27 protein-coding genes and 1 tRNA gene are annotated in these 20714 nt (G+C 73.1%); 14 read left to right on the plus strand and 14 right to left on the minus strand.

The window, feature by feature from the left end; all coding sequences use genetic code 11:
- Positions 1-4: 4 nt before the first annotated feature.
- On the minus strand, positions 5-664 hold the full coding sequence (locus LH044_RS12970; protein WP_227756007.1) for an FHA domain-containing protein: 660 nt from the start codon (positions 662-664) through the stop codon (positions 5-7).
- Positions 665-739: 75 nt separating this feature from the next.
- Positions 740-1465: an MOSC domain-containing protein gene (locus LH044_RS12975; protein WP_227756008.1), complete on the minus strand. Its 726-nt coding sequence runs from the start codon at positions 1463-1465 to the stop codon at positions 740-742.
- An 89-nt stretch (positions 1466-1554) separates the two neighbouring features.
- On the opposite strand from LH044_RS12975, the gene LH044_RS12980 reads away from it, so the two are divergent.
- The 3 genes from LH044_RS12980 (at position 1555) to LH044_RS12990 (ending at position 2974) form a co-directional block, all read left to right on the plus strand.
- Positions 1555-1851: an antibiotic biosynthesis monooxygenase family protein gene (locus LH044_RS12980; protein WP_227756009.1), complete on the plus strand. Its 297-nt coding sequence runs from the start codon at positions 1555-1557 to the stop codon at positions 1849-1851.
- 103 nt (positions 1852-1954) lie between these two features.
- Positions 1955-2041: transfer RNA gene (locus LH044_RS12985), tRNA-Leu, on the plus strand.
- Between the two features lie 81 nt (positions 2042-2122).
- Complete coding sequence (locus LH044_RS12990) at positions 2123-2974, plus strand: enoyl-CoA hydratase-related protein (protein ID WP_227756010.1); 852 nt, start codon at positions 2123-2125, stop codon at positions 2972-2974.
- Positions 2975-3040: 66 nt separating this feature from the next.
- On the opposite strand, the gene LH044_RS12995 is transcribed toward LH044_RS12990, so the two are convergent.
- Entirely contained in the window at positions 3041-4072 is a 1032-nt protein-coding gene (locus LH044_RS12995; RefSeq protein WP_227756011.1) for a TIGR03617 family F420-dependent LLM class oxidoreductase, read from the minus strand.
- A 281-nt stretch (positions 4073-4353) separates the two neighbouring features.
- On the opposite strand from LH044_RS12995, the gene LH044_RS13000 reads away from it, so the two are divergent.
- The 4 genes from LH044_RS13000 to LH044_RS13015 all read left to right on the plus strand — a co-directional run bounded on the left by LH044_RS13000 (position 4354) and on the right by LH044_RS13015 (position 7655).
- A complete protein-coding gene (locus LH044_RS13000) occupies positions 4354-4806 on the plus strand; it encodes a cysteine dioxygenase (protein ID WP_227756012.1) in 453 nt (150 codons plus the stop codon).
- Complete coding sequence (locus LH044_RS13005; protein WP_227756013.1) at positions 4803-5675, plus strand: ABC transporter permease; 873 nt, start codon at positions 4803-4805, stop codon at positions 5673-5675. The genes LH044_RS13000 and LH044_RS13005 overlap by 4 nt, the downstream gene beginning before the upstream one ends.
- A gap of 100 nt (positions 5676-5775) precedes the next feature.
- The gene (locus LH044_RS13010) at positions 5776-6840 is read left to right on the plus strand and encodes a taurine ABC transporter substrate-binding protein (RefSeq protein ID WP_227756014.1); all 1065 of its coding nucleotides are present in this window, start codon (positions 5776-5778) and stop codon (positions 6838-6840) included.
- The gene (locus tag LH044_RS13015; protein WP_227756015.1) at positions 6837-7655 is read left to right on the plus strand and encodes an ABC transporter ATP-binding protein; all 819 of its coding nucleotides are present in this window, start codon (positions 6837-6839) and stop codon (positions 7653-7655) included. Before LH044_RS13010 ends, LH044_RS13015 begins: the two co-directional genes overlap by 4 nt.
- Positions 7656-7689: 34 nt before the next feature.
- Here LH044_RS13015 and LH044_RS13020 read toward each other — a convergent pair whose 3' ends face one another.
- The 6 genes from LH044_RS13020 to LH044_RS13045 all read right to left on the minus strand — a co-directional run bounded on the left by LH044_RS13020 (position 7690) and on the right by LH044_RS13045 (position 11702).
- Positions 7690-8076 (minus strand): rhodanese-like domain-containing protein, encoded by a 387-nt coding sequence (locus tag LH044_RS13020; RefSeq protein ID WP_227756016.1) that lies wholly within the window; start codon positions 8074-8076, stop codon positions 7690-7692.
- Positions 8073-8573: a cupin domain-containing protein gene (locus LH044_RS13025; protein ID WP_227756017.1), complete on the minus strand. Its 501-nt coding sequence runs from the start codon at positions 8571-8573 to the stop codon at positions 8073-8075. The genes LH044_RS13020 and LH044_RS13025 overlap by 4 nt, the downstream gene beginning before the upstream one ends.
- Positions 8570-9346: a PIG-L deacetylase family protein gene (locus tag LH044_RS13030; RefSeq protein ID WP_227756018.1), complete on the minus strand. Its 777-nt coding sequence runs from the start codon at positions 9344-9346 to the stop codon at positions 8570-8572. Before LH044_RS13030 ends, LH044_RS13025 begins: the two co-directional genes overlap by 4 nt.
- Before the next feature lie 102 nt (positions 9347-9448).
- Positions 9449-10543, minus strand: coding sequence for a ferritin-like domain-containing protein (locus tag LH044_RS13035; RefSeq protein WP_227756019.1), 1095 nt, complete (start codon positions 10541-10543; stop codon positions 9449-9451).
- Entirely contained in the window at positions 10540-11184 is a 645-nt protein-coding gene (locus LH044_RS13040; RefSeq protein ID WP_227756020.1) for a TetR/AcrR family transcriptional regulator, read from the minus strand. The genes LH044_RS13035 and LH044_RS13040 overlap by 4 nt, the downstream gene beginning before the upstream one ends.
- A gap of 137 nt (positions 11185-11321) precedes the next feature.
- Positions 11322-11702 carry a hypothetical protein gene (locus LH044_RS13045; protein ID WP_227756021.1) on the minus strand — a complete coding sequence of 127 codons (381 nt, stop codon included), beginning with the start codon at positions 11700-11702 and terminating at the stop codon, positions 11322-11324.
- A 141-nt stretch (positions 11703-11843) separates the two neighbouring features.
- On the opposite strand from LH044_RS13045, the gene LH044_RS13050 reads away from it, so the two are divergent.
- A complete protein-coding gene (locus LH044_RS13050) occupies positions 11844-12947 on the plus strand; it encodes a sensor histidine kinase (RefSeq protein WP_227756022.1) in 1104 nt (367 codons plus the stop codon).
- Positions 12944-13600 (plus strand): response regulator, encoded by a 657-nt coding sequence (locus LH044_RS13055; protein ID WP_227756023.1) that lies wholly within the window; start codon positions 12944-12946, stop codon positions 13598-13600. The genes LH044_RS13050 and LH044_RS13055 overlap by 4 nt, the downstream gene beginning before the upstream one ends.
- A 33-nt stretch (positions 13601-13633) precedes the next feature.
- Here the strand turns inward: LH044_RS13055 and LH044_RS13060 are convergent, their stop codons facing one another.
- Positions 13634-14086 carry an ester cyclase gene (locus LH044_RS13060; RefSeq protein ID WP_227756024.1) on the minus strand — a complete coding sequence of 151 codons (453 nt, stop codon included), beginning with the start codon at positions 14084-14086 and terminating at the stop codon, positions 13634-13636.
- Between the two features lie 185 nt (positions 14087-14271).
- Between LH044_RS13060 and LH044_RS13065 the strand changes: the two genes are divergently transcribed.
- Positions 14272-15069 carry an acyl-CoA thioesterase gene (locus LH044_RS13065; protein ID WP_227756025.1) on the plus strand — a complete coding sequence of 266 codons (798 nt, stop codon included), beginning with the start codon at positions 14272-14274 and terminating at the stop codon, positions 15067-15069.
- Positions 15070-15114: 45 nt separating this feature from the next.
- Here the strand turns inward: LH044_RS13065 and LH044_RS13070 are convergent, their stop codons facing one another.
- Complete coding sequence (locus LH044_RS13070) at positions 15115-15279, minus strand: hypothetical protein (protein WP_227756026.1); 165 nt, start codon at positions 15277-15279, stop codon at positions 15115-15117.
- A gap of 69 nt (positions 15280-15348) precedes the next feature.
- On the minus strand, positions 15349-16068 hold the full coding sequence (locus tag LH044_RS13075; RefSeq protein WP_227756027.1) for a S1 family peptidase: 720 nt from the start codon (positions 16066-16068) through the stop codon (positions 15349-15351).
- 109 nt (positions 16069-16177) lie between these two features.
- Between LH044_RS13075 and LH044_RS13080 the strand changes: the two genes are divergently transcribed.
- Positions 16178-16768 (plus strand): GNAT family N-acetyltransferase, encoded by a 591-nt coding sequence (locus tag LH044_RS13080; RefSeq protein ID WP_227756028.1) that lies wholly within the window; start codon positions 16178-16180, stop codon positions 16766-16768.
- Positions 16769-16777: 9 nt separating this feature from the next.
- The gene (locus LH044_RS13085) at positions 16778-17263 is read left to right on the plus strand and encodes a winged helix-turn-helix transcriptional regulator (RefSeq protein WP_227756029.1); all 486 of its coding nucleotides are present in this window, start codon (positions 16778-16780) and stop codon (positions 17261-17263) included.
- Between the two features lie 12 nt (positions 17264-17275).
- Here LH044_RS13085 and LH044_RS13090 read toward each other — a convergent pair whose 3' ends face one another.
- Positions 17276-18184 carry a carboxymuconolactone decarboxylase family protein gene (locus LH044_RS13090; protein WP_227756030.1) on the minus strand — a complete coding sequence of 303 codons (909 nt, stop codon included), beginning with the start codon at positions 18182-18184 and terminating at the stop codon, positions 17276-17278.
- Positions 18181-19173, minus strand: a complete 993-nt coding sequence (meaB, locus tag LH044_RS13095; RefSeq protein WP_227756031.1) for a methylmalonyl Co-A mutase-associated GTPase MeaB — start codon at positions 19171-19173, stop codon at positions 18181-18183. Before meaB ends, LH044_RS13090 begins: the two co-directional genes overlap by 4 nt.
- A 144-nt stretch (positions 19174-19317) precedes the next feature.
- Between meaB and LH044_RS13100 the strand changes: the two genes are divergently transcribed.
- Both LH044_RS13100 and LH044_RS13105 read left to right on the plus strand, forming a co-directional pair.
- Entirely contained in the window at positions 19318-20013 is a 696-nt protein-coding gene (locus LH044_RS13100) for a TetR/AcrR family transcriptional regulator (protein WP_227756032.1), read from the plus strand.
- Positions 20013-20708 carry a TetR family transcriptional regulator gene (locus LH044_RS13105; protein ID WP_227756033.1) on the plus strand — a complete coding sequence of 232 codons (696 nt, stop codon included), beginning with the start codon at positions 20013-20015 and terminating at the stop codon, positions 20706-20708. Before LH044_RS13100 ends, LH044_RS13105 begins: the two co-directional genes overlap by 1 nt.
- Positions 20709-20714: the final 6 nt, after the last annotated feature.

A 20714-nucleotide genomic window follows, 5' to 3' on the forward strand; every position in this document is an offset into this window, starting at 1 on the left:
GAGCCTACGAGGCCTCGAAGCGGACGGCCGTGTTGCCGAAGCGGACCTCGTCGCCGTCGTGCAGCTCGTGCTCGGCGACGCGCACCCCGTTGACCTTGGTCCCGTTGGTCGAGCCGAGGTCGGCGACGACGAACCCGTCCCCGGCGGGACGGACCTCGGCGTGGACCCGGCTGACGTTCGGGTCCGCCAGCACGATCGTGCAGTCGGCCTGGCGACCGACCGACACGACGTACTCGCCCAGCGGGACCCGGTCCCCGGTCGGGAGGATCAGCGCGCCGGGCGGCAGCCCGCCCTCGCCCTCGACCCAGCGCGACTCGACCTCGAGCACGCCGGTGCGGAGGCGCTCGTCGGCGTCGAGCTCGATCTCGACGGGGCCCACGAACGAGTAGCCCTCGTCGCGGGCGTGCTCCCGGGCGGCATCGGCCAGCTCACGGCGCAACGTGCCCTCGATGTCGACGAACTGGGCGCGGTCCTCGACCGACACCGTGAACCGGTACCAGTTCGGGACGATCGTGCGTCCGTCGACGGCGACGGAGCGGCGCGAGTCCATCTCCCGCTGCAGCTTGCGCCCGAACTCGACCGGCTTCACCGACGACCGGAACAAGCGGCTGAAGGTTCCCTCCACCATGCGCTCGAGGCGGCCCTCGAAGCCCTGGGTAGCCATCGGCACAACAGTAGCGATGCCGGGCGCCACCACCCGGGGCACCGGGCCCGACACCGCAGGTGGCGGGTCGCGGCGTCAGCCCACCGGGCCGGCACGCCGGTCGGTCTGGTCCTCGTCGGCGAGGTCGCCGGCCGACAGCCGCAGCACCCGCTTGGCGAGCGAGCGGCGCCACGACGGCGCCAGCTCCGGCAGGTCATCGAGCGCCCGGGCGGCGGCCAGGTCGTCGCGCCGGTGGTGCATCACGTCGAACGCCTCTGCCACCGTCCAGCGGGGGTGCGGGCGGTCGACGAGGGCCCAGGCGTCGCCGGCGCGGACCGTGCCGACCTGGACCACCCGGAGGTACCAGCCGGCGTGGCCCGTCGACTCGATCCGGTCGACGAGGTCGTCTCGGCCCCACCGGTCGTCCACCTTCCAGCACGGCTGGCGGGGCTGGGAGACCTCGAACAGCGCGGAGCCCACCGCCCACCGGTCGCCGATGCAGACGTCGGCCTCGGTCAACCCGGCGACGTGCAGGTTCTCGCCGAACGCACCCGGTTCGGCCAGGGCCGGCTCGAGCTCGGCCCAGCGCGCCGAGTGCTCGGCCGAGTAGGCGAGCACCGCCTTGTCGGGCCCGCCGTGGACCCGGAGGTCGGCCTGCTCGTCGCCGTCGAGGTTGGTCTCGCCGACGACGACCGGGCCGTCGACCACGTGCTTGCGGAACGCAGTCCGCACGAGGCGGCCGGACGGTGCGGTGTGCTCGGCCGGGCGCCCGACCAGCACCGCGATCGTCGTCGGCCGGGGGTCCGGCGGGGGCGCAGTCATCGGTGGAAGGTAGCGCCGGTACGGTCACCTCCGATCGCAGCCACCGACCGCCGCACCGGCGAGGGAGTCCCAGCACCATGTACGTCGTCATGAACCGCATCGACGTCGGCCCCGAGCGGGCCGAGATGTTCGAGCAGCACTTCGCGGGCTCGATGGACGGGACGCTCGGCGCTGTCCCCGGCCTCGTCCGCTCCACGCTCCTGCGCCCGACCCGCGACGAGGATCCGTACGTGGCGCAGATGGTGTTCGACTCGAAGGAGTCCTTCGTCGGTTGGCTGAACTCCGACGCCTTCAAGGCCGCCCACGGCCACGGCCCCGGTGGCGGCGACGGCGGCGCCGACGTCGAGGCCTACGAGGTCGTCAACGAGGTCGTGCCGGGCGCCTGACCCTTCCCGCTCGCGCGCTCCCGGGCCCAGCGGTCGGCCCTTCCGGGGCGCCGAACGCCTTGGGAGGGCGCACGGGGGGCGCGCTACAGTGCGTCGCTCACTCGCGCGAGTGGCGGAATTGGCAGACGCGCAGGATTCAGGTTCCTGTGTCCGCAAGGACGTGAGGGTTCAAGTCCCTCCTCGCGCACCACACGGTCCGTCGCAGCCCACCGGTGGCGTGGCGTCGACCGTCCCGCTGGAGCCGGCGGCCCGGCACTGGGAAGCTCGCGGCATGGCCACCGAGACCCCTCGCCCGACCGTCCGCTACGAGGTCGCCGACCGGGTCGCCACCGTGACCCTCGACCGTCCGCACCGGCTCAACGCCTGGACCGGGCGGATGCACACCGAGTACCGGCGCCGCATCGCCGAGGCCGAGGCGGACCCCGGCGTCCGGGCCATCGTCGTCACCGGCGAGGGTCGGGGGTTCTGCGCCGGCGCCGACACCGGCGCACTGGAGCAGCACGCCGAGGCCGGCCGGTACGACGACGGCGTCAGAGAGCCGCTCGCCGAGCCCGGCTACGGGGTCCGGGCGGAGTTCGATCACGCGTTCGCCTTCCACTACGGGCTGACGAAGCCGGTGATCGCGGCGGTCAACGGGCCGGCGGCCGGCGTCGGCCTGGTCCTCGCCTGCTACTGCGACCTCCGCTTCGCGGCGGCGGGCGCCAAGCTCACGACGTCGGCGCCGCGGCTGGGCCTCCCGGCCGAGTTCGGCCTGTCGTGGGTCCTGCCCCGCCTGGTCGGGCTGGGCCACGCCGCCGACCTGCTCCTGTCGTCACGGGTGGTGCTGGCCGAGGAGGCCGCGACGATGGGGCTCATCAACCGGGTGCTGCCGGCTGACGAGCTGCTCTCCCACGCCCACGAATACGCCCGGGTGCTGGCCACCGAGGTCTCGCCCGCTGCGGTGCGGGCCGCCAAGCACCAGCTCTACGCCGACCAGCACGACGACCTGGGCACGTCGATCGAGCGGGCCGAGGCGCTGCTCGACGAGATGATGGGCGCACCGGACTACGCCGAGGGCGTGCGCGCGTGGGTCGACAAGCGCCCGCCCGAGTTCCCCGACCCGCCCGACGCGCGACCCACCTGACCGTTCTGGCTGTCGTCCTCCCGGTCCTGACCGGGAGGACGACAGCCAGTTCGATGGGAGGGAGGGTCAGGCGGCGTTCACGGCCCGCGCGATCTCGGCCCAGCGGCCCACGTGCTCGGGGTTCCGGGCGACGTCCTCCTGCGTCATGTAGCTGATGACTCGCGCCGCGGTCCTGCGGTAGCGCTCGACGACCCGGTCGGCGATCTCGTCCCAGCGCCCGACGATGGCGAAGTGCTCGAGCATGTCGTCGGTGACGATGGCGGTCAGGCCCTTGAGGTCGCCGGCCTTGAGCCGGTCGTTCATCGCCGCCGACGTGCCGTCGAAGCCGAGGTCGTCGAACTGGAAGCCGTAGTTCTTGGTCGAGCCGTAGAAGCCGATCTGCATCCGGGCGCGGCGGTCGAGGAACTCGCGCTCCTCGGGCGTGTCACCGGCGACGATGAACACCGGCACGAGGAGGTCGATTTCGGACGGGTCGCGGCCCGCGGACGCCGCGCCCTCCGCGACGGCGGGCTGCAGCCGGTGCTCGAGGTAGTGCATCGAGTGGAGCGGGTGGACGTGGATGCCGTCGGCGACCTCGCCCGCCATGCGGGTCATCCAGGGTCCGACCGCGGAGACGTCGACCTTGATGTCGCCGAACGCGTGGCGGGGCGGCCGCCACTGGTCGGGCAGCAGCGTGAGCCGGTAGTAGTCGCCCTGGTGGTCGAGCGGCCGATCGCCCCGGAAGGCGGCGAGCGAGTCCTTCACGGCCAGCAGGTAGTCGCGCATCCGGGGACCGGGCGGGTCGAACTCGGCGCCGTAGCGACGCTCGACGTGGGCCCGCACCTGGCTGCCCAGCCCGAGGCGGAACCGACCACCGGTGTTCCCGGCGAGCTCCCACGCGATGCCCGCGGCGACCATCGGGCTGATCGGGAACGCGACAGCGATGCCGGTGGAGAGCTCGAGCGTCGGCGCGGCCTGTGCCGCTGCGGCGATGCTCATCCACGGCGTCTGGCCGGTCTCGGTGAACACCATGCCGGCGAAGCCGGCGTCCTCCGCCAGCCGGGCCAGGTCGGCTGCGTCGCCCCAGCTGCTGGGACCCACCATCAGGTCGAACTCCATCCGGACCGCACCTCCCGCTGACCATCCGTCCGACCGGCCAACCTAGGGGGCGCCGACCGGTCCACGTCGGCCGGACGGCGCCCGGCCAGAGTTTCTGATGTCATCCATGCGTCACCAGCCGCACTTCCTGGCGTCAGAAACGTGGGGGCGGGGGTGGGTGCAGTTGCACCGGACGGGGGCGTGGGGTAAAACCTGACCATTCCGGTCATATTTACTTGGAAGAACGACGTGGCCATCCTGACGCAGACCCGCGAACCGATCCGGCGCCCCAGGTGGCACCGATGAGCGCCGACCGGCGGCTCGCGGCCATGGCCCTGCACCCGGCCTCGCAGGACCGGTCGACCACCCTGTCGGACGAGTCGCTCCGGGCGATCGCCGCAGGCCTCGGCTCCGTGGTCGACACCCACCTCGCCGAGCCGGCCCGGTCGGTGCAGCGCACGCGCATGCTCGCCACCCCCGCCTACGACGTGTGGCTGATGACGTGGGGGCCCTCGTCGTCGGCCGATCCGCACGACCACGCCGGCTCGGTGGGCGTCGTGCACGTCGTGGCGGGCGAGCTCTCCGAGGACGCGTCCGACGTCCACGGCGGGGCCCGCCACCGCCGCCAGATCCCCGCCGGCGTGACCACGACCCTGTCGGCCATCGGCCGCCACACGCTGGCCAACCGGACGGACCGCACGGCGGTCAGCGTCCATGTGTACTCGCCGCCGCTCGGCGACCCCCACGACGGATGACCGCGACCGCACCTGAGCTCGTCGACCCGGCGCCGGCCGGGTCGGACCCGGGCCGCGCCGTCGACCGGTCCGACAGGACCCGGGGCGCGACCCTCCGCCGGGTCGCGATCCGCGTCGCCGCCGTCGGCGGGATCGTCCTCGCCTGGTGGGCGGTCACGGCGCTGGAGATCTGGCCGGAGCTGATCGTCCCCCGCCCGGGCTCGGTCTGGCAGCGTTTCGTCGAGTCGGTCACCACCCACGACGGCGTGCGCGGGCTCGAGGGCCACTACCTCTGGGAGCACCTGGCGGCGAGCGGGAAGCGGCTGGCGCTCGGGGTCGGTGCAGCGATCGTGATCGGCGTGCCGATCGGCCTCGCCATGGCCACGATCCGGCCCATCCGCACCGCGACCGAACCGTTCCTGAACTTCGTCCGCAGCCTGCCCCCGCTCGCCTACTTCTCCCTCCTCATCATCTGGTTCGGCATCGAGGACACGTCCAAGGTGTGGCTGCTGTTCGTCGCGGCGGTCGCGCCGATCTCCCTCTCCGTCGTCGCCGGCGCCGAGTCGATCCGCTCCGACTGGTTCGACGCGGCGCGCTCGCAGGGTGCGAGCCGTCTCCAGGTCGTCCGCCACCTGGTCGTGCCGGCCGTCCGGCCCGAGCTGTTCACCGGGATCCGGCTGGCGATCGGTTTCGCCTTCACCACGATCGTCGCAGCCGAGACCGTCAACGGCATCCCCGGCATCGGGGGCCTGGCGTGGTCGACGAAGAAGTTCAACCAGACCGACATCGCCGTGCTCTGCGTGATCGTCATCGGCCTCTGCGCCGTCGCCATCGACCAGATCATCCGGGCGATCGAGCGACGGGCCGTGCCCTGGAAGGGCCGGGCCTGACGAAGGGCGGGACCCCGGCGCCACGAACGCGGCGCCGGGGCCCGCACCGACCGTCGGCGGCAACCGACGGCACCACCCACCACCCCACTTGGAGGAGACAGTGAGCAGCACCATTCGACACCGGATCGCGGCCGCGTTGGCAGCGGTCCTGGCCCTCGGGCTCGTCGCCGCCGCGTGCGGCGACGACTCGAAGGACGAGTCGTCGTCCGGTTCCGGCTCGGAGCCGGCAGCGGCCGAGGCGCCCGAGACGATCACGATCGCCTACCAGGCGATCCCCAACGGCGACCTGGTCGTCAAGCACGAGGGCTGGCTCGAGGAGGCGCTGCCCGACACGAAGATCGAGTGGAAGAAGTTCGACTCCGGCGGCGACGTCAACGAGGCCGTCGCCGCCGGAGCGGTGGACATCGGTCTGGCAGGCTCCAGCCCGGTCTCCCGTGGCATCAGCCAGGAGCTCCCCTACCAGGTGCCCTGGATCCACGACGTCATCGGCGCCGCCGAGGCGCTCGTCGTGCGCTCGTCCAAGGTGACGTCGCTCGAGGACCTGAAGGGCAAGACCGTGGCGACGCCGTTCGCCTCCACCTCGCACTTCTCGCTGCTGGCGGCGCTCGACGACGCCGGCGTCGACCCGTCGTCGGTGAACATCATCGACGCCGCGCCCGACGAGATCTACGCGGCGTGGACCCGGGGCGACATCGACGGCGCCTACGTCTGGAACCCCAACCTGGCCAAGCTCGAGTCCGAGGGCGGCAAGGTGCTGGTGGACTCGGCCCAGCTCTCCGAGAAGGGCCACACCACCTACGACCTCGCCGTGGTCACGAACGAGTTCGCGGAGAAGTACCCGGACGCCGTGACCACGTGGGCCGAGCAGCAGAACAAGGCCGTCGAGCTCATCAAGTCGGATCCGGCCGCGGCGGCCAAGGCGATCGCGGCCGAGCTGTCGATCTCCGAGGACGAGGCCGAGTCGCAGCTCGGCGACCTCATCTTCCTCGACGCCTCCGAGCAGGTCGGCACGGACTACCTGGGCGGTGGCCTGGCCGAGAACCTCTTCGCCTCGGCCGAGTTCAACAAGGAGCTCGGCAAGGTCGACGCGGTCCAGCCCGAGAGCGCCTACACCGACGCCGTGGTGACGACGTTCGCCGACGCGGCGGCCAAGGCGAAGCAGTGACGTCGGCCGTCGGGACCCGCGACGCCGAGCCGGTCGACCGGACGGTGCACATCCGTTCGGTCACCCATCGGTTCCAGGGTCCCGACGGCCGGCCCGTCGACGTGCTCGACGACATCGACCTCACGATCGAGCAGGGCTCGTTCGTCTGCCTGGTCGGTCCGTCCGGGTGCGGCAAGTCGACGCTCCTCCGCCTCCTCGCCGGGTTCACCACCCCTACCGACGGGGAGATCCGGGTCGGCGCCTCGCTCGTGGGAGCTCCCTCCCACGAGCGGGGCGTCGTGTTCCAGCAACCGACGCTGTACCCATGGCTGACCGTGGCCGGCAACGTTGGCTTCGGGCTCCGCATGCGCCGGCTGAAGCGGGCGCAGCGCGACGCGATCGTCGTTGAGCACCTGGAGCTGGTGGGACTGGCCGACGTGGCCGACTTCCGGCCCTACGAGCTGTCGGGGGGCATGCAGCAGCGGGCGCAGATCGCCCGGGTCCTCGCCAACGACCCCGACATCATCCTGATGGACGAGCCGTTCGGCGCGCTCGACGCCATCACGCGCGACCGACTGCAGGACGAGCTGCTGCGCATCTGGCGCGAGACCGGGCGCACGGTCCTGTTCATCACCCACTCGGTCGACGAGGCCGTCTACCTGGGCACCCGCGTGCTCGTGATGGGCCCGCGCCCCGGGCGCATCGTGCTCGACGTGCCCGAGCCGTTCTCGGCCGAGCCCCGCGACGCCGATGTCCGCCACTCCCCCGAGTTCGCGACGGCCGCCCGGGAGGTGGCCGACGCGCTGCAGGCCGCCGTCGCCGCCACCCCGGCCTGACCGCTCCGTCGCGACCGTTCCGTCGCGGCAGGAGTCAGGTCAGATCGGTGAGGCCGGCCGCGGCGAGGGCCTGGTAGCCGCCGTCGAGGTCGGTCGCGCCCGGCAGGCCGAGACGGCGCAGCGACACGGCGGCGAGGCTCGACGCGTAGCCCTCGTCGCACACGAGCACAACCGTGCGATTCGGGTCGTCGAAGCCGTCGAGCCGGTGCGGCGAGGTCGGGTCGAGGCGCCACTCGAGCTGGTTGCGGTCGACCACGACGGCACCGCCGATCGGGCCGTCGGCCTCCCGGAGCCCGATCGGGCGGATGTCGACGACCCAGGCGCCGCCGGCGAGCAGCTCGCGGAGGTCGGCGGGCGTCGGGCGGACCCCGAGCTCGTCGCGGGCCGCAGCGAGCAGCCGGTCGACGTTCGACGCCGTCACGGCAGCTCGGGGAGCGACGTGCTCCAGAGCGTCGGCTCGGGGTCGACGTCGTCGCGCCGCACGGGCGCTCCGTCGTCGCCGTAGAAGACCATCGTCGACAGCGGCGGTGAGTAGACGTGCACGCTCGTCGCCCGCGCCGGTCCGTCGTTGACGATGTCGTGGACTGCGTCGGCGGTGACCCGGTGCACGCCGCCGGGAACGATGACGCTCGTCGAGGTGCCACCCGGCTCGAGCAGCACCTCGCGCAGCGCACCGCGCACCACGCTGATCGACGCCGCCGAGCCGCCGTGGTCGTGGGGGTCGACGGACGTCTCGGTCGGCCAGTCGATCAGCCAGGCGTCGAACGCGTCGGTCGCCAGCACCTTCCACCAGCGCCGCCCGTCGGCCGGGGGCAGCGACGCCACCGTCGACGTGAAGCCTGCGGCGAGGGCGAGCGCCATCGCGTCGCGCTCCTCGGGCGACAGCGCGGCGGGGGCGAGCGCGGACGTCGCGCTCACGGCGCCACCTCCAGCGGTCGGCCGCCCGTCGTGTCGAGGGCCAGGTCGTCGATGGCGCCGCGTCGGCCGTGCCGCACGTACCACTCCAGGCCGTACACGTCGTCGAAGTGGTCGCCGGACCCGAACGTGGGGTCCGGGCCGACCTGGCTGCGGTGCTCGGCGATCGCCCGCAGCTTCGGCACCAGCACCGCCGACACGTCGACGGTGGTCGAGATCTCGACGGTCGGCATCCCGACGGCCCGGGACGGGCTGATGGACGCCCCCGCCACCGCGGCCACGTGCGTGTCGACGAAGTGGAGGTGCTCGCGGTCGACCGTGACCTCGTACCAGGTCGGCAGGTCGGCCATGGCGGCCGCCAGCCGGCCGACCCGGTGCGCCTGCACGTGGTCGGGGTGCCCGTAGACGCCCTCGGCGTCGTAGGTCACGAGCGCGTCCGCCTCCTCGACCTCGATGAGCGCCGCCACCTGTGCGGCGACGTGGTCGGCCCGGGCCGCCGCGAAGGCGTCCTCCGACCGGCCGTCGGCGGCGGGCGAGCCGCCCGAGTCGCGGTGGTCGAGGAACACCGTGCTGGCGACGCCCAGGTGCTCGCACGCGGCGCGGGCCTCGGCGCGCCGCACGTCGCCCAGGCCCTCCCCGGCGCCGAGGCCGAGCTCGCCCGAGGTCGCGAACACGACGACCACGCGGTGCCCACGCTCGGCGAGGAGCGCGATCGTGCCGCCGGTGAAGATCGCCTCGTCGTCGGGGTGTGCGTGGAGGAAGAGGATCGTCGACATGGCCCGTGCTCGCCGTTGCTCTAAACCTGACCAACCCGGTCAGGTTTCAAGAGTATGGCGGTGACGGGCGCCGTCGGCAACCCCTTCCGGCGCTCCGGCGGTTCAGGCGCCGGGGGGTGCCACGGCGTCGAGCGAGGCGTACTCGTCGGTCGTGTCGACCCAGTCCTCGTACTGGATGATGCCGATCTCGGTGAACTTCGTCCGCAGCCAGCCGTCGCCGGCGTCGAGGAGGCCGAGCTTCTTCGCGTTCGGGACGATCTTGGAGAACAGGATCGACTGGAACATCTCCTGGCCCGGGTTCGGCCGGCTCAGCATGAACTCGTGCACGGCCTTGGGGTCGGCGCCGAGCCGCTCCCAGACGTCGTGGAACATGAAGCGCTGCTGCAGGCGCACCGCGGCCTCGAACGCGAACTCCTGGCGCTCGCGGATCTCGGCGGCGTCGAGGCCCTCGTAGAACTCCTTCAGCGAGAGGACGCCGAAGGCGACGTGACGGGCCTCGTCGCTCATCACGTAGCGGAGCAGCTGCTTGAGCAGCGGCTCGGTCGTCAGCATGTGCATGAAGCCGAAGGCGGCGAGGGCGAGGCCCTCGACCATGATCTGCATGCCGAGGTAGGTGATGTCCCAGCGGCCGTCGACGATGATGTCGTCGAGCAGCGACCCGAGGTTCGGGTTGATCGGGTACATCCCGTTCGTCTTCTCCTGCAGGTAGCGGGCGAAGACCTCGACGTGGCGGGCCTCGTCCATCACCTGCGTGGCCGCGTAGTACTTGGCGTCGATCCACGGCACGGTGGCCGTGATCAGGCCGGTGCAGATCAGCGCGCCCTGCTCGCCGTGGAGGAACTGCGAGAGCATCGCCGTCTGGATCTCGGCCGACGCCTTCAGCCACTCCTTCTCGCCCCAGCTGCGCAGCGGCGACTCGGGATCGGTCTGCATGACGTTGAACCGCTCGTTCTGCGCCGCGGAGTCGGCGGCCACCTTCTCCTGGTCGACCTCGAGGTGCCACGGCAGGTCGTTGCCGTTCCACTGCGACGTCTTGGCCTTCTCGTACAGCTTCACGAGCGCGGTGCGGCTGCGCTCGTAGTCCCAGGTGAAGAGCACGTCGCTGTGCAGGTCGAGCTCGTGGACGATGGCGTCGACCAGCGCGGGGTCGCGCACCACGTACGGGTCGGCGGTGGGCTCGGTCTCGAAGGTCGTCATGAGGGTTCCCCCTGTCTCGGTGCGGGCTGGGTGGGCCCGGTCTGGGTGGGTGCGGTCTGGACGTGTGCGGGTTCGGGCGTGAAGGCGCCGACGAGCCGGTCGATGAACGTGTTCCAGTCGGAGAGGTCGACGGCCGGGAGGTCGAGCTCGCTGACGAGCATCGAACCGAGTCCGAGCATGAGCATGAACCGGGCCGCGGCGGCCGACGAGACGTCGTCGGTGAGCTCGCCGGCGCGCTGCGCCTCGGCGAGCAGGGCGGCGATGCCCTCGGACCGCTCGGCCACGGCGCCGGTCACGACCTCGGCCAGGCCGGGGTCCCGGCGTCCGGCGAGGAGCGCCTCGATGAGCAGCGTCCCCTCCTCGGGATCGCGGTGCAGCAGCCGGGCGCCCAGGGCGAGCAGCATGCCGGCGGTCCCGCCCGGCCCGTCGGTCCGGAACAGCGAGGCCGTGGCGCGCTCGCCGTTCATGCGGATGGCGTCGACCAGCAGCTCGGCCTTGCCGGAGTAGTGCGCGTAGATCGCACCGGTGGTGACCCCGGCCTCCTTGGCGATCAGCGAGACCGTCGCGCCCTCGTACCCCTTGAGCTCGAAGACGCGGACGGCGGCGTCGAGCAGCCGGCCCCGGGTCTCGTCGGCGGTCACGCCCGCGATGCGGCCCACGTCAGCACGCCCCCTGCGGTGCGCCCGACGGAGGGCGGGGTGGCTCGGTGGCGGCGACCATGCGTCGAGGATAACGAATGGTCGTTATTTTCGCAACGCTCGGCGGCCCGCCGCCCGGATCAGCCCCGGTAGCGGTGGATGGGGAACGGGTACCCGAGCACCACGCAGTAGACGAACAGGGCGACGAGGGGCGCGGCGAGACCCAGCGCGCCGAGCACGACCCCGACGAGCGCCCGATCGCGCTCCGAGGAGGGGAGACCGGTGCGGGAGCGGGCCACCCAGCCGCAGGCGATGGCGGCGATCGATCCCAGCAGCGGCAGGACGGGCAGGAGGCCGGCGACGCCGAGGGCGACCGACAACGTGCCCAAGCGATCCGGCCCGGCGGTGTCGCGGTCGTTGGAGGGGCTGTCGTTGGAGGGGCTGTCGTTGGAGGGGCTGTCGTGGGAGGTGTCGTCGCGGGCGGGTCGGGCGGCGGGAGCGGGTCCGATGGTCTGGTCCATCGGTCGATCGTGGAGGGGTCCGCCCGCCGGCACATCGCCCCGGCGACGGATCGGTGCCGGCGTCGCCTCCTCCGATCGGACGACGCGGCGGTCCGCCCCGCGGCCGGTGACGTCCCGGTCACCTCCGGTTACCGTCGCAGCGTGGAGGACCGGGTGGACGCGACGGACCTGGCGCTCGCGGCCGGGCTGACCGCGGTGCAGCTCGCCATGGTGGCCGTCGCCGCCGCGACCGGCGACGGCACCGTGCCCGTCGGCGGCTTCGCGCTGCTCGGCGCCGCCACCGCCGTCCTGGCGCTGCGTCGGGTGGCCCCGCTCGCGACCTGGGCGGTGGCCGTGGCCTGCACCGCGGTCTACGGCCTGTTCCCGTGGGTCGACCCGCCCCTGTACGTCGGGGCGCTCGTCGCCCTTTTCAGCGCCGCCGCGCTCTGCCCGGAGCGCACCACCTGGTGGGTCGGCGCCGCCTCGCTGGCGCTCGCCGGCACGGCCTGGCTCGTCGACCCGGCGGAGACCGACCTCAACGACGTGCTCGCACCGCTGCTCGGCGTGTCGACGGCGTGGCTGGCGGGCCGTGCCCTCGCCCGCCAGCGGCAGGTGTCGGCGCTCCTGGTCGAGCGCGTGCGCACCGCACAGGTCGAGCAGGTGGCCGAACGGGACCGGGCCGTCGCCGAGGAGCGGCTCCGGATCACCCGGGAGCTCCACGACATCACGGCGCACCACGTGAGCGTGATCGCCGTGCAGGCAGAGGCGGCGACGAACGACCCCTCGCTCGCCCCGGCGGCGGTCGGCCCGATCGCCACCGAGGCCCGCGCCGCGCTGTCGGAGCTGCGACGCACGCTCGGCGTCCTGCGCGGCGACGAGCCCGGGGACCGCTCGCCGCACGACCGGCTGGAGGACCTCGAGGTGGTCGCCGGTGCGGCCCGGTCCACCGGGCTCGAGGTCGACATGGCGGTCACCGAGGGGTCCTCGGACCTGCCCGCGGACCTCCAGCTGACCGTGCACCGCATCGTCCAGGAAGCGGTCACGAACGTGATCCGCCACTCGGGCGCCGACCGCGTCCGCATCGACGTCGCGGTCGACGCGGCGCGGGTCCGGATCGAGGTGGAGGACGACGGCCGCGGGCCGGGCGACGGCGACGGCAACGGCCTGCGGGGCATGCGGGAGCGGGCCGCGATGTACCACGGCAGCGCCGTGGTCGGCCCGGGCGACGCCGGGGGCACGCTCGTGCAGGTGGAGCTGCGGCGGTGACCACCGTCCTCGTCGTCGACGACCAGGAGCTGGTGCGGTCGGGGTTCCGGGCCATCCTCGACTCGGCCGAGGACCTCCGGGTCGTCGGCGAGGCGGCCGACGGGATCGACGCGGTCGCCGAGGCGGACCGGCTCCGGCCCGACGTGGTGCTCATGGACATCCGCATGCCGAGGCTCGACGGGATCGAGGCCACGGCTCGCATCGTCGAGCACCTCGGGCCCACGACGCGGGTGCTGGTCCTCACGACCTTCGGGACCGAGGACCACGTGCTCGACGCCCTGCGGGCCGGCGCCAGCGGGTTCCTCCTGAAGGACGCCACGAGCGACGAGCTGGTCCGGGCGGTCCGCACGGTGGCGGCGGGCGACGCCCTCCTCGCGCCCGCCGTGACCCGGCACCTCGTCGACCGGCTGGCGGAGCCCCGCCGGCTCCCGCCCGGGCCCGAGTACCGCTCGCTCACCGACCGCGAGGTCGAGGTGCTCGGCCTGCTCGGGCGCGGGTGCTCGAACGCCGAGGTCGCGGAGGCGCTGACGATCAGCGAGACCACGGCCAAGACCCACGTCGCCAGCATCCTGTCGAAGCTCGGCGTCCGGGACCGGGTGCACGCCGTGATCTACGTCTACGAGCACGGCCTCGACCGGCCCGACCGGTCCTGAGGACCCGCCGGCGCGCTCCGGCGGTCGCCCGGTTCAACTCTTGCCGTCGCCGGCGAAGGCGAGGACCTCGGCCCGACCGATCTGGCCGAGCAGCGACGCCGCGTCGAGGTAGATGCGCTCGTTCACGATCCGGTCGCCCTCGAAGAAGAACAGCGCCACCACCGGCACCCGGAACGACCGGCCCGTCGGCGCCATGCCGTAGAACTCGCCGAGGTTCGTCCCGAGGAGGTCGAACTCCGTGATCACGACGTCGTCGGCGAAGTGGTACCGCACGTTCTCGTGGCGCTGGTCGGGGAACGCCGTCCGCTGGGCCCGATAGTAGGCGAGCACCTCCTCGTCGCCGTCGTAGACCTGTCCGGTCGCCATGATCTCGTAGTGCGGCCGACCGCCGAACGTCCCGAGGCAGGCCGCCCAGTCGTGGTCGACCTCGGAGCGGAAGTGCTCGTCGAGCACCTCCAGCCGGCGGGCCTGCAGCTCGGTCGTCATCGTCGGGTCCCCCCTGTGTCGCTGGCGACCAGTCAACACGTCGGCGGGCGGGCCGGCCGGACGTCGGCGCCCGTCGCGGCCGCGACGTCCCGATCGCCGGCCTCTCTCTCCCACGTCGGACCCTCGGTTGCGTAACCGAACGGACCTGTCTACCGTGCGCCACCACCCGAGCGTCGGAGGAGCCGATGGACTGGAACGAGGCGATCGCCGTGCGGCCGGACGGCGACCGGCGCTTCGCCGCCCACGTCGACGAGCAGTGGACGTCGCTGCAGGGCGTCCACGGCGGGGTCGTCGCCGCCCTGGCGCTGACCGCCACCGAGCGCGTGCTCGCCGACGAGGGCGTCGATCCCGCGACCACGCTCCGGGCCGCGACGTTCGGCTACGTGAGCGGCAACGTCGTCGGCGACCTGGCCGTCGACGTCGAGATCGTCCGTCGGGGCCGCAAGCTCGTGACCACCCACGCCCGCACCAGCCAGGACGGCAAGACCACCACCGTCGCCCGCTTCCACCACTCGCCACCGTGGGAGGCGATGGACTTCAGCGACGCCCCTCCCCCGCCGCCCCGGCACGAGGGCGCCGTGCGGCTGGACTGGGGCGACACCCCGGCGCACCTCAACAACGTCGAGACCTACCTGCACCCCGACACGTCGGTCTTCGCCGGCACCGAGCGGGCCGAGTGGATCGCGTGGAGCCGGCCGCTGCACGGCGGCACCTTCGACGCGGCGTGGCTGACCATGTTCGCCGACTACTTCCCGCCGGCGGTGTTCACCAAGGCCACCGAGCCGCAGCGTGCGGTCACGATCGAGTACGCGATCCAGATCCACGACGCGGCGCGGACCTGGACGCTGGCCGACGACGAGCTCCTGTCGGCGCGGATGCACGCGTTCCACTCCCACGACGGCTTCGCCGTCGAGGACGGCTGGATCCACCTGCCCGACGGAACGCTGCTGGCCACGACCCGCCAGACGCGGTTGGCCGGCTGACGCGGCGACCGGTGGGGGTGGCGGCGAACGGTCGGCGCGCGGGCGTCAGATCTCGTCGTCGCCGAACTCGATCCGGCGGAACTCCTCGTCGGTCAGCTCGTCCTCGGGCGACCCCGTCGCCTCGTAGTCGCGGCGCTGTCCCCGGATGGCGGCCCAGGCGACCACGGCGAGCACGGCGGCGATGGCGAACAGTCCGATCCCGAGGAACATGCGCACCATCCGAGCACAACGGGGGACCCGGCGACCGGATGCCGACGCGCTGCGGCCGGCCCGCTCGGATCAGGCGCAGGGCGCCGTGGCGTGGTCGGTCGCCCGGCCGATGACGTCGAGCGGGTAGGCCACGACCTCGTGGGTGACCGGATCGCGCGCCGCGACGAGGCCCACCGCACGCCCGGCCGCGTCGACCACGACGCCGCCCGAGATCCCCGGCACGGCCTCGACGTCGATCAGCAGCACGTCGGCCGTCCCGCCGTAGCCCTGGCGCGACTCGACCGCCCGCACGGTCCCCGTCCGGGCGGCGAAGCGGCCGTCGGGGTAGCCCGCGACGACCACCCTCGCTCCGACGATCGGTCGCGGGCCCGCCGCCAGCGGCTCCGCCCCGCCGTCGAGGAGCGCCTCGCCGTCGAGCTCCACCGCGTCGCGGCCGTCGACCAGTCCGCGCACCAGCACGATCCGGTCGGCTCCGTCGACCGCGACCTCGGCCGCACCGGCGACGACGTGCTGGTTGGTCAGGCCGACGGTGCGCCCGCCCCGCTCGACGACCGTGGCGGTCGCCTGGCGCTCGACGCCGCACCCGCTCGCGCGGACGAGCCGGACGGCGCGCTGGAGCGCGGCCTCGACCTCGGGGGACGCCTCGCGCTCGAGGACCGCACCGGCGACGCTCGCCACCGGTTGGCCGGCGGTGGTCCGGGCGTCGGCACGCCACCACGCCGCCAGTCCGGCTGCGGCGCACAGGAGCGCCGCAGCCAGGACCGCGGCCCCCAACCGCCGTTCCGCCACGGAGAGAGGGAACCGCAGCGGGGTCGGTGCCACAAGTCACCGGGAACATCTGCCCGTCTGGGCTCAGAAGTCGTTGCATGATGCAAGCGCCCGTCGTATCGTCCATTGCATGATGCAATTCGATCCGGTCCTCTCCGAGCTCACCGCCCTGGCGGAACGACGCCTGGCCGATCCCCGACCGACGACGCGTCCCACCGTCCGACCCATCAGCGCCGACGACGCCCGCGCCCTCGCGGAGATGGCGCTGCGCTGCAGCCCCGACTCGCTGCGCCACCGCTTCCACGCCCCCGTCCAGCACCTCGACCCCGATCGCCTGGTGGCGCTCCTCCGCGGCGGCACCGTCGCCGAGACGCTCGTGGCCGACGTCGACGGCGCCATCGTCGGCATCGCCACGCTGCACCGCACGGGCGACGACATCGGCGAGATCGCCGTGCTGGTCGAGGACCACTGGCAGGCCGGCGGCCTCGGCTCGCGGCTCATCGCGCACCTCATGCGCCGGGCCGGCCAGCGCGGCATCACGACCATCGACGCGGACGTCCAGCGCGAGCAGGGGTTCGTCATCGACCGGCTCCTGCACGCTGTCGACGGCACCACCGTCACCTTCGACGGGCCCACCGCCACCGTCCACGTCCCCGTCCCTGCGGCACTGCAGGGCCACCCGGGCGCACCCGGCGGGGGCCCGGTGGCGACCGCCTCCTAGGCTGGGACCGTGCGACGCGCCTCCTTCTCCGACATGCAGTGCTCGGTGGCCCAGTCGCTCGAGCAGATCGGCGAGTGGTGGACGCTCCTGATCATCCGCGACGCCCTGCTCGGCGTCCGCCGGTTCGAGGACTTCCGCAACCGCCTGGGCATCGCCAGCAACATCCTCACGAACCGCCTCGACGGCCTGGTCGCTGACGGCATCATGGCCCGGCGCGCCTACTCGGAGCACCCGCCGCGCGACGAGTACGTGCTCACCGACAAGGGCCGAGACCTGTGGGCGGTGATGACCGCCATCCGCCAGTGGGGCGACAAGTGGGCGCTCGACCCGGACGAGCACCCGATCGTGCTCGTGCACGACGACTGCGGCCAGCAGTGCCAGGCGGTGCCCCACTGCAGCGAGTGCGGGGAGCCGCTCGAGATCCGCCACATCCACGTGGAGCCGGGGCCGAACGACTCGGACCCGTCGTTCATCCCCCGCCGCGCCGCCCGCTGAGAGCGGCTGCCGTCAGGGCTCGATCGGGTCCAGCCCGTAGTGGGCGACGCCGTCGGCGTCGATCTCGTAGACCTCGACACCCTCGGTGACGTGCGGGTCGTCGGCCGCCAGGGCGACGGCGATCTTGTTGGCCGCGTTGCGCATGACGTCGAGCACCAGCTCGACTGCCTGCCCGGGCGTGACCGCGGCGCGCACGGCGGCGACCTGGTCCGGGCTCCAGCGCGCCGGCGTCCACACGACCGTGTCGACCACCTCGACCGCGACGCGGTGGACCGGATCCGACAACGTGGTGGGATCGTCGACCGCCTCCCACAGCGCGTCGTCGCCGCCGGCGAGCAGCGCCGGCCGGCTGCGGAGCGATCGGCACAGGCGGCAGTCGTGGTGGCGGGCACCGCGGAGGCGGACCACCTCGGTCGTGACGGGGTCCAGCGCGTCGAGCTGGTGCACGGTGCGCATGAGGTCCTCGAGCACGCTCCACGTGTCGACGTCCGCCCGGTCGGTGCCGGCCTCGTCGGACCGCTCGCCGAGGTCCCAGCCGCCGGCGCCGAAGAGGGCGTCGAGCGCGGCCCGGACCCTCGGCACCATGTCGGCGACGTAGATCGCCTGCACGGTCGCGAAGGCCTGGTCGCCGGTCGCGGCGAGGAACCGGGCCCGCAGGTCGTCGTCGATGGCAGCCACGTCCGCGGCGAACGCCACCGCGAACTCCATCACGGCGTCGTCGTCGGGGCCGTCGGGCGTGGCGTCGGCACCGCCGAGCGGCGCGAGCCCGTGCACCGACGCCACGGCGGTGCGGACCACGTCGAGCCGCGGCCGGGGCACGGGTGCCGCCACGTCGAGGGCGTCGAGGCACGCGGCCGGCTCGGGCGCGTGGGTGCGCAGCGCCGCCCGCCCGGAGCCGTCGCCGGCCGGCCAGGCGCTCATGCCCTGGACCTCAGGTAGCGGTCCCAGATCTCCTCGACGGCGACGGTGGCGGGGATCTCGCCGTCGTGGACCCGGGACTCGACCGAGGAGAGCACCTCGCGGATGGACGGGTCGGCGCGGAGGTCGTCGCGCAGCCGGTCGTCGAGCATCGACCACATCCACCGCACCTGCTGGGCCCGCCGCCTCGCCTCGAGCTCGCCCGTCGCCGACAGCTTCTCCCGATGCACCTCGACCTGGTGCCACAGCTCGTCGAGGCCGACGCCGGTGAGACCCGAGCACGTCACGACCGGCGGCGTCCACGTCGGCGAGCTCGGCGACATCAGGTGCAGCGCAGCGCGGTAGTCGGCAGCGGCGAGCTCGGCGCGGGTCCGGTTGTCGCCGTCGGCCTTGTTGACCGCCACCATGTCGGCCAGCTCGAGGACGCCCTTCTTGATCCCCTGCAGCTCGTCGCCGGCGCCCGAGAGCATCAGCACGAGGAAGAAGTCGACCATGTCGGCGACCACGGTCTCCGACTGGCCCACGCCGACCGTCTCGACCAGCACGACGTCGAAGCCCGCCGCCTCGCACACGAGGATCGTCTCTCTCGTCGCGCGGGTGACCCCGCCGAGCGACCGGCCGGCGGGCGACGGCCGCACGAACGCGTCGGGATCGACCGCCAGCCGCTCCATGCGCGTCTTGTCGCCGAGGATCGAGCCACCGGTCCGGGAGCTCGTCGGGTCGACGGCCAGGACCGCGACCCGGTGGCCGGCCGCGGTCAGGTCGATGCCGAGCTGGTCGATGAACGTGCTCTTCCCGACGCCGGGCACACCGGTGATGCCGACCCGGTGCGCCCCGCCGGTCGACGGCAGGAGCGCCTGGATCAGCTCCTGGGCCATGCGCCGGTGGTCCGGGTTCTGGCTCTCGATCAACGTGATGGCCCGGGCGAGGACCGTGCGGTCGCCGGCCCGCACGCCGTCCACGTAATCCGAGACCGGGAGCAGGGCGGCCATCGGGCGGCACCCTAGTGCGGCCCCTGCCCGCGCCCGCCGGCCCGCACCCGGGGCCGGGCTACAGGGTCCCCGATCGCGCGGCCTAGGGTGTCGGCCCGGAGAAGGAAGTCGCGGGACAGGGCAACAGCAGGAGCCGAGCGGGCGATGGCTCGTAGGACCAGGGATCAGCGACGCATCGACTACCTCGACATCGGGGTGGAGCTCCTCACCGAGGGCGCCGCGTCACGACCCGATCCGGGCCTCGCGTTCGCCCACGTGCGCATCGCGGACGTCGCCGAGCGCGCCGGCGTCACGAAGGGCGCGCTGTACCACCTGTGGGACTCGCAGGAGTCGTACTGGTCGGACCTCCTCCGCTTCGTGCTCGACGAGGGGCGCCTGGCCGGTATGCCCGACGTCGCCGGCGCCACACTCGAGCTCGCCGACCGCACCGAGGAGCTGCCCACCCCGGTCGAGTGGGCGAACTTCGTCTTCGACCGCTTCAAGGACGACCCGTCGTTCTTCGCCCGCGTCGGGCTGTTCTCCTACCTGCAGGAGGGCGAGGTCCGCGACGAGCTCGACCAGGAGTTCAGGTCGAGCCTCGAGGAGTTCGAGTCGATGGTCGCCACCGCGGTCGAGGACATGGGCCGCAGGCCCCGGCCCGGCACCGACCTCCGCGACTTCAGCGCCGCGGTGGCGTCGCTGGTGCACGGCTTCTGCCTGGAGCACCGGATCGACCCCACGCGCACGCCCGACTTCACCGTCGACGGCGAGCGGACGAGCCTGTTCGCGGTGTGCGTGGTCGGCATGCTCGAGGCCTTCACCGAGCCGGCCGCCGAGCACGCGCAGCGGGTGGCGAGCTGATGGGCCGGCCCACCGCGGCCGAGCGCCGCCGCGCCTACCTGCAGGTCGGCGCCGACATGGTGACCCTGCACGGGCCCGCCGCCACCGACGACGGCACCCTCGATGCGCTGGCCAACGTGAAGGTCGCCGACGTGGCCCGTCGTGCCGGCGTCACGAAGGGTGCGCTGTACCACATCTGGGATTCCCAGGAGGACTACCGCCGCGACCTGTTCCAGCACCTGCTCGACATCGGCGAGCGGGCGAACGTCGAGCAGGCCGAGCAGCTGCTCGCCGACGCGGTCGACGACGACGGCGAGCCGATCACCGACACGACCGAGCTGGCCACGCGCCTCGCCTCCGCGGCCTACCGCGAGATGCGTGACGACCCGAAGATGCTGGCCCGGTTCAGCTTCTACAACTACGCCCACGACCCCCGCGTGAACGAGATGCTCGCCGAGGGCGTCGCCGCGTTCGACGTCTACTACGAGCGCTACCTGGCCGCGGCCGGCCGACGGATGCGGGCGCCGTTCGAGCTGCGCCACCTGATCACGTCGGTCAACTCGTACCTGTTCGGCACGATCATCCGCCACCGCATCACCGGCGGGACCGACACGACGATCGACGAGGCCGAGCTCTACGCCGAGGGCTTCCGGGCGATCCTGCTCCACCTCACCGAGCCCGATCCTGACGCCGAGGCGGCGGCCGCCACCGCCTGACCCGCC

It is taken from the genome of Dermatobacter hominis, from assembly GCF_020715685.1.
Taxonomy (GTDB): domain Bacteria; phylum Actinomycetota; class Acidimicrobiia; order Acidimicrobiales; family Microtrichaceae; genus Dermatobacter; species Dermatobacter hominis.

What these genes read in the sequence shown, in the direction of transcription:
- LH044_RS12970 (WP_227756007.1), bottom strand. Translation starts at nt 664, where the DNA reads ATGGCTACCCAGGGCTTCGAGGGCCGCCTCGAGCGCATGGTGGAGGGA.
- LH044_RS12975 (WP_227756008.1), bottom strand. Translation starts at nt 1,465, where the DNA reads ATGACTGCGCCCCCGCCGGACCCCCGGCCGACGACGATCGCGGTGCTG.
- LH044_RS12980 (WP_227756009.1), top strand. Translation starts at nt 1,555, where the DNA reads ATGAACCGCATCGACGTCGGCCCCGAGCGGGCCGAGATGTTCGAGCAG.
- LH044_RS12990 (WP_227756010.1), top strand. Translation starts at nt 2,123, where the DNA reads ATGGCCACCGAGACCCCTCGCCCGACCGTCCGCTACGAGGTCGCCGAC.
- LH044_RS12995 (WP_227756011.1), bottom strand. Translation starts at nt 4,072, where the DNA reads ATGGAGTTCGACCTGATGGTGGGTCCCAGCAGCTGGGGCGACGCAGCC.
- LH044_RS13000 (WP_227756012.1), top strand. Translation starts at nt 4,354, where the DNA reads ATGAGCGCCGACCGGCGGCTCGCGGCCATGGCCCTGCACCCGGCCTCG.
- LH044_RS13005 (WP_227756013.1), top strand. Translation starts at nt 4,803, where the DNA reads ATGACCGCGACCGCACCTGAGCTCGTCGACCCGGCGCCGGCCGGGTCG.
- LH044_RS13030 (WP_227756018.1), bottom strand. Translation starts at nt 9,346, where the DNA reads ATGTCGACGATCCTCTTCCTCCACGCACACCCCGACGACGAGGCGATC.
- LH044_RS13035 (WP_227756019.1), bottom strand. Translation starts at nt 10,543, where the DNA reads ATGACGACCTTCGAGACCGAGCCCACCGCCGACCCGTACGTGGTGCGC.
- LH044_RS13045 (WP_227756021.1), bottom strand. Translation starts at nt 11,702, where the DNA reads ATGGACCAGACCATCGGACCCGCTCCCGCCGCCCGACCCGCCCGCGAC.
- LH044_RS13060 (WP_227756024.1), bottom strand. Translation starts at nt 14,086, where the DNA reads ATGACGACCGAGCTGCAGGCCCGCCGGCTGGAGGTGCTCGACGAGCAC.
- LH044_RS13065 (WP_227756025.1), top strand. Translation starts at nt 14,272, where the DNA reads ATGGACTGGAACGAGGCGATCGCCGTGCGGCCGGACGGCGACCGGCGC.
- LH044_RS13070 (WP_227756026.1), bottom strand. Translation starts at nt 15,279, where the DNA reads ATGTTCCTCGGGATCGGACTGTTCGCCATCGCCGCCGTGCTCGCCGTG.
- LH044_RS13080 (WP_227756028.1), top strand. Translation starts at nt 16,178, where the DNA reads ATGATGCAATTCGATCCGGTCCTCTCCGAGCTCACCGCCCTGGCGGAA.
- LH044_RS13090 (WP_227756030.1), bottom strand. Translation starts at nt 18,184, where the DNA reads ATGAGCGCCTGGCCGGCCGGCGACGGCTCCGGGCGGGCGGCGCTGCGC.
- meaB (WP_227756031.1), bottom strand. Translation starts at nt 19,173, where the DNA reads ATGGCCGCCCTGCTCCCGGTCTCGGATTACGTGGACGGCGTGCGGGCC.
- LH044_RS13100 (WP_227756032.1), top strand. Translation starts at nt 19,318, where the DNA reads ATGGCTCGTAGGACCAGGGATCAGCGACGCATCGACTACCTCGACATC.
- LH044_RS13105 (WP_227756033.1), top strand. Translation starts at nt 20,013, where the DNA reads ATGGGCCGGCCCACCGCGGCCGAGCGCCGCCGCGCCTACCTGCAGGTC.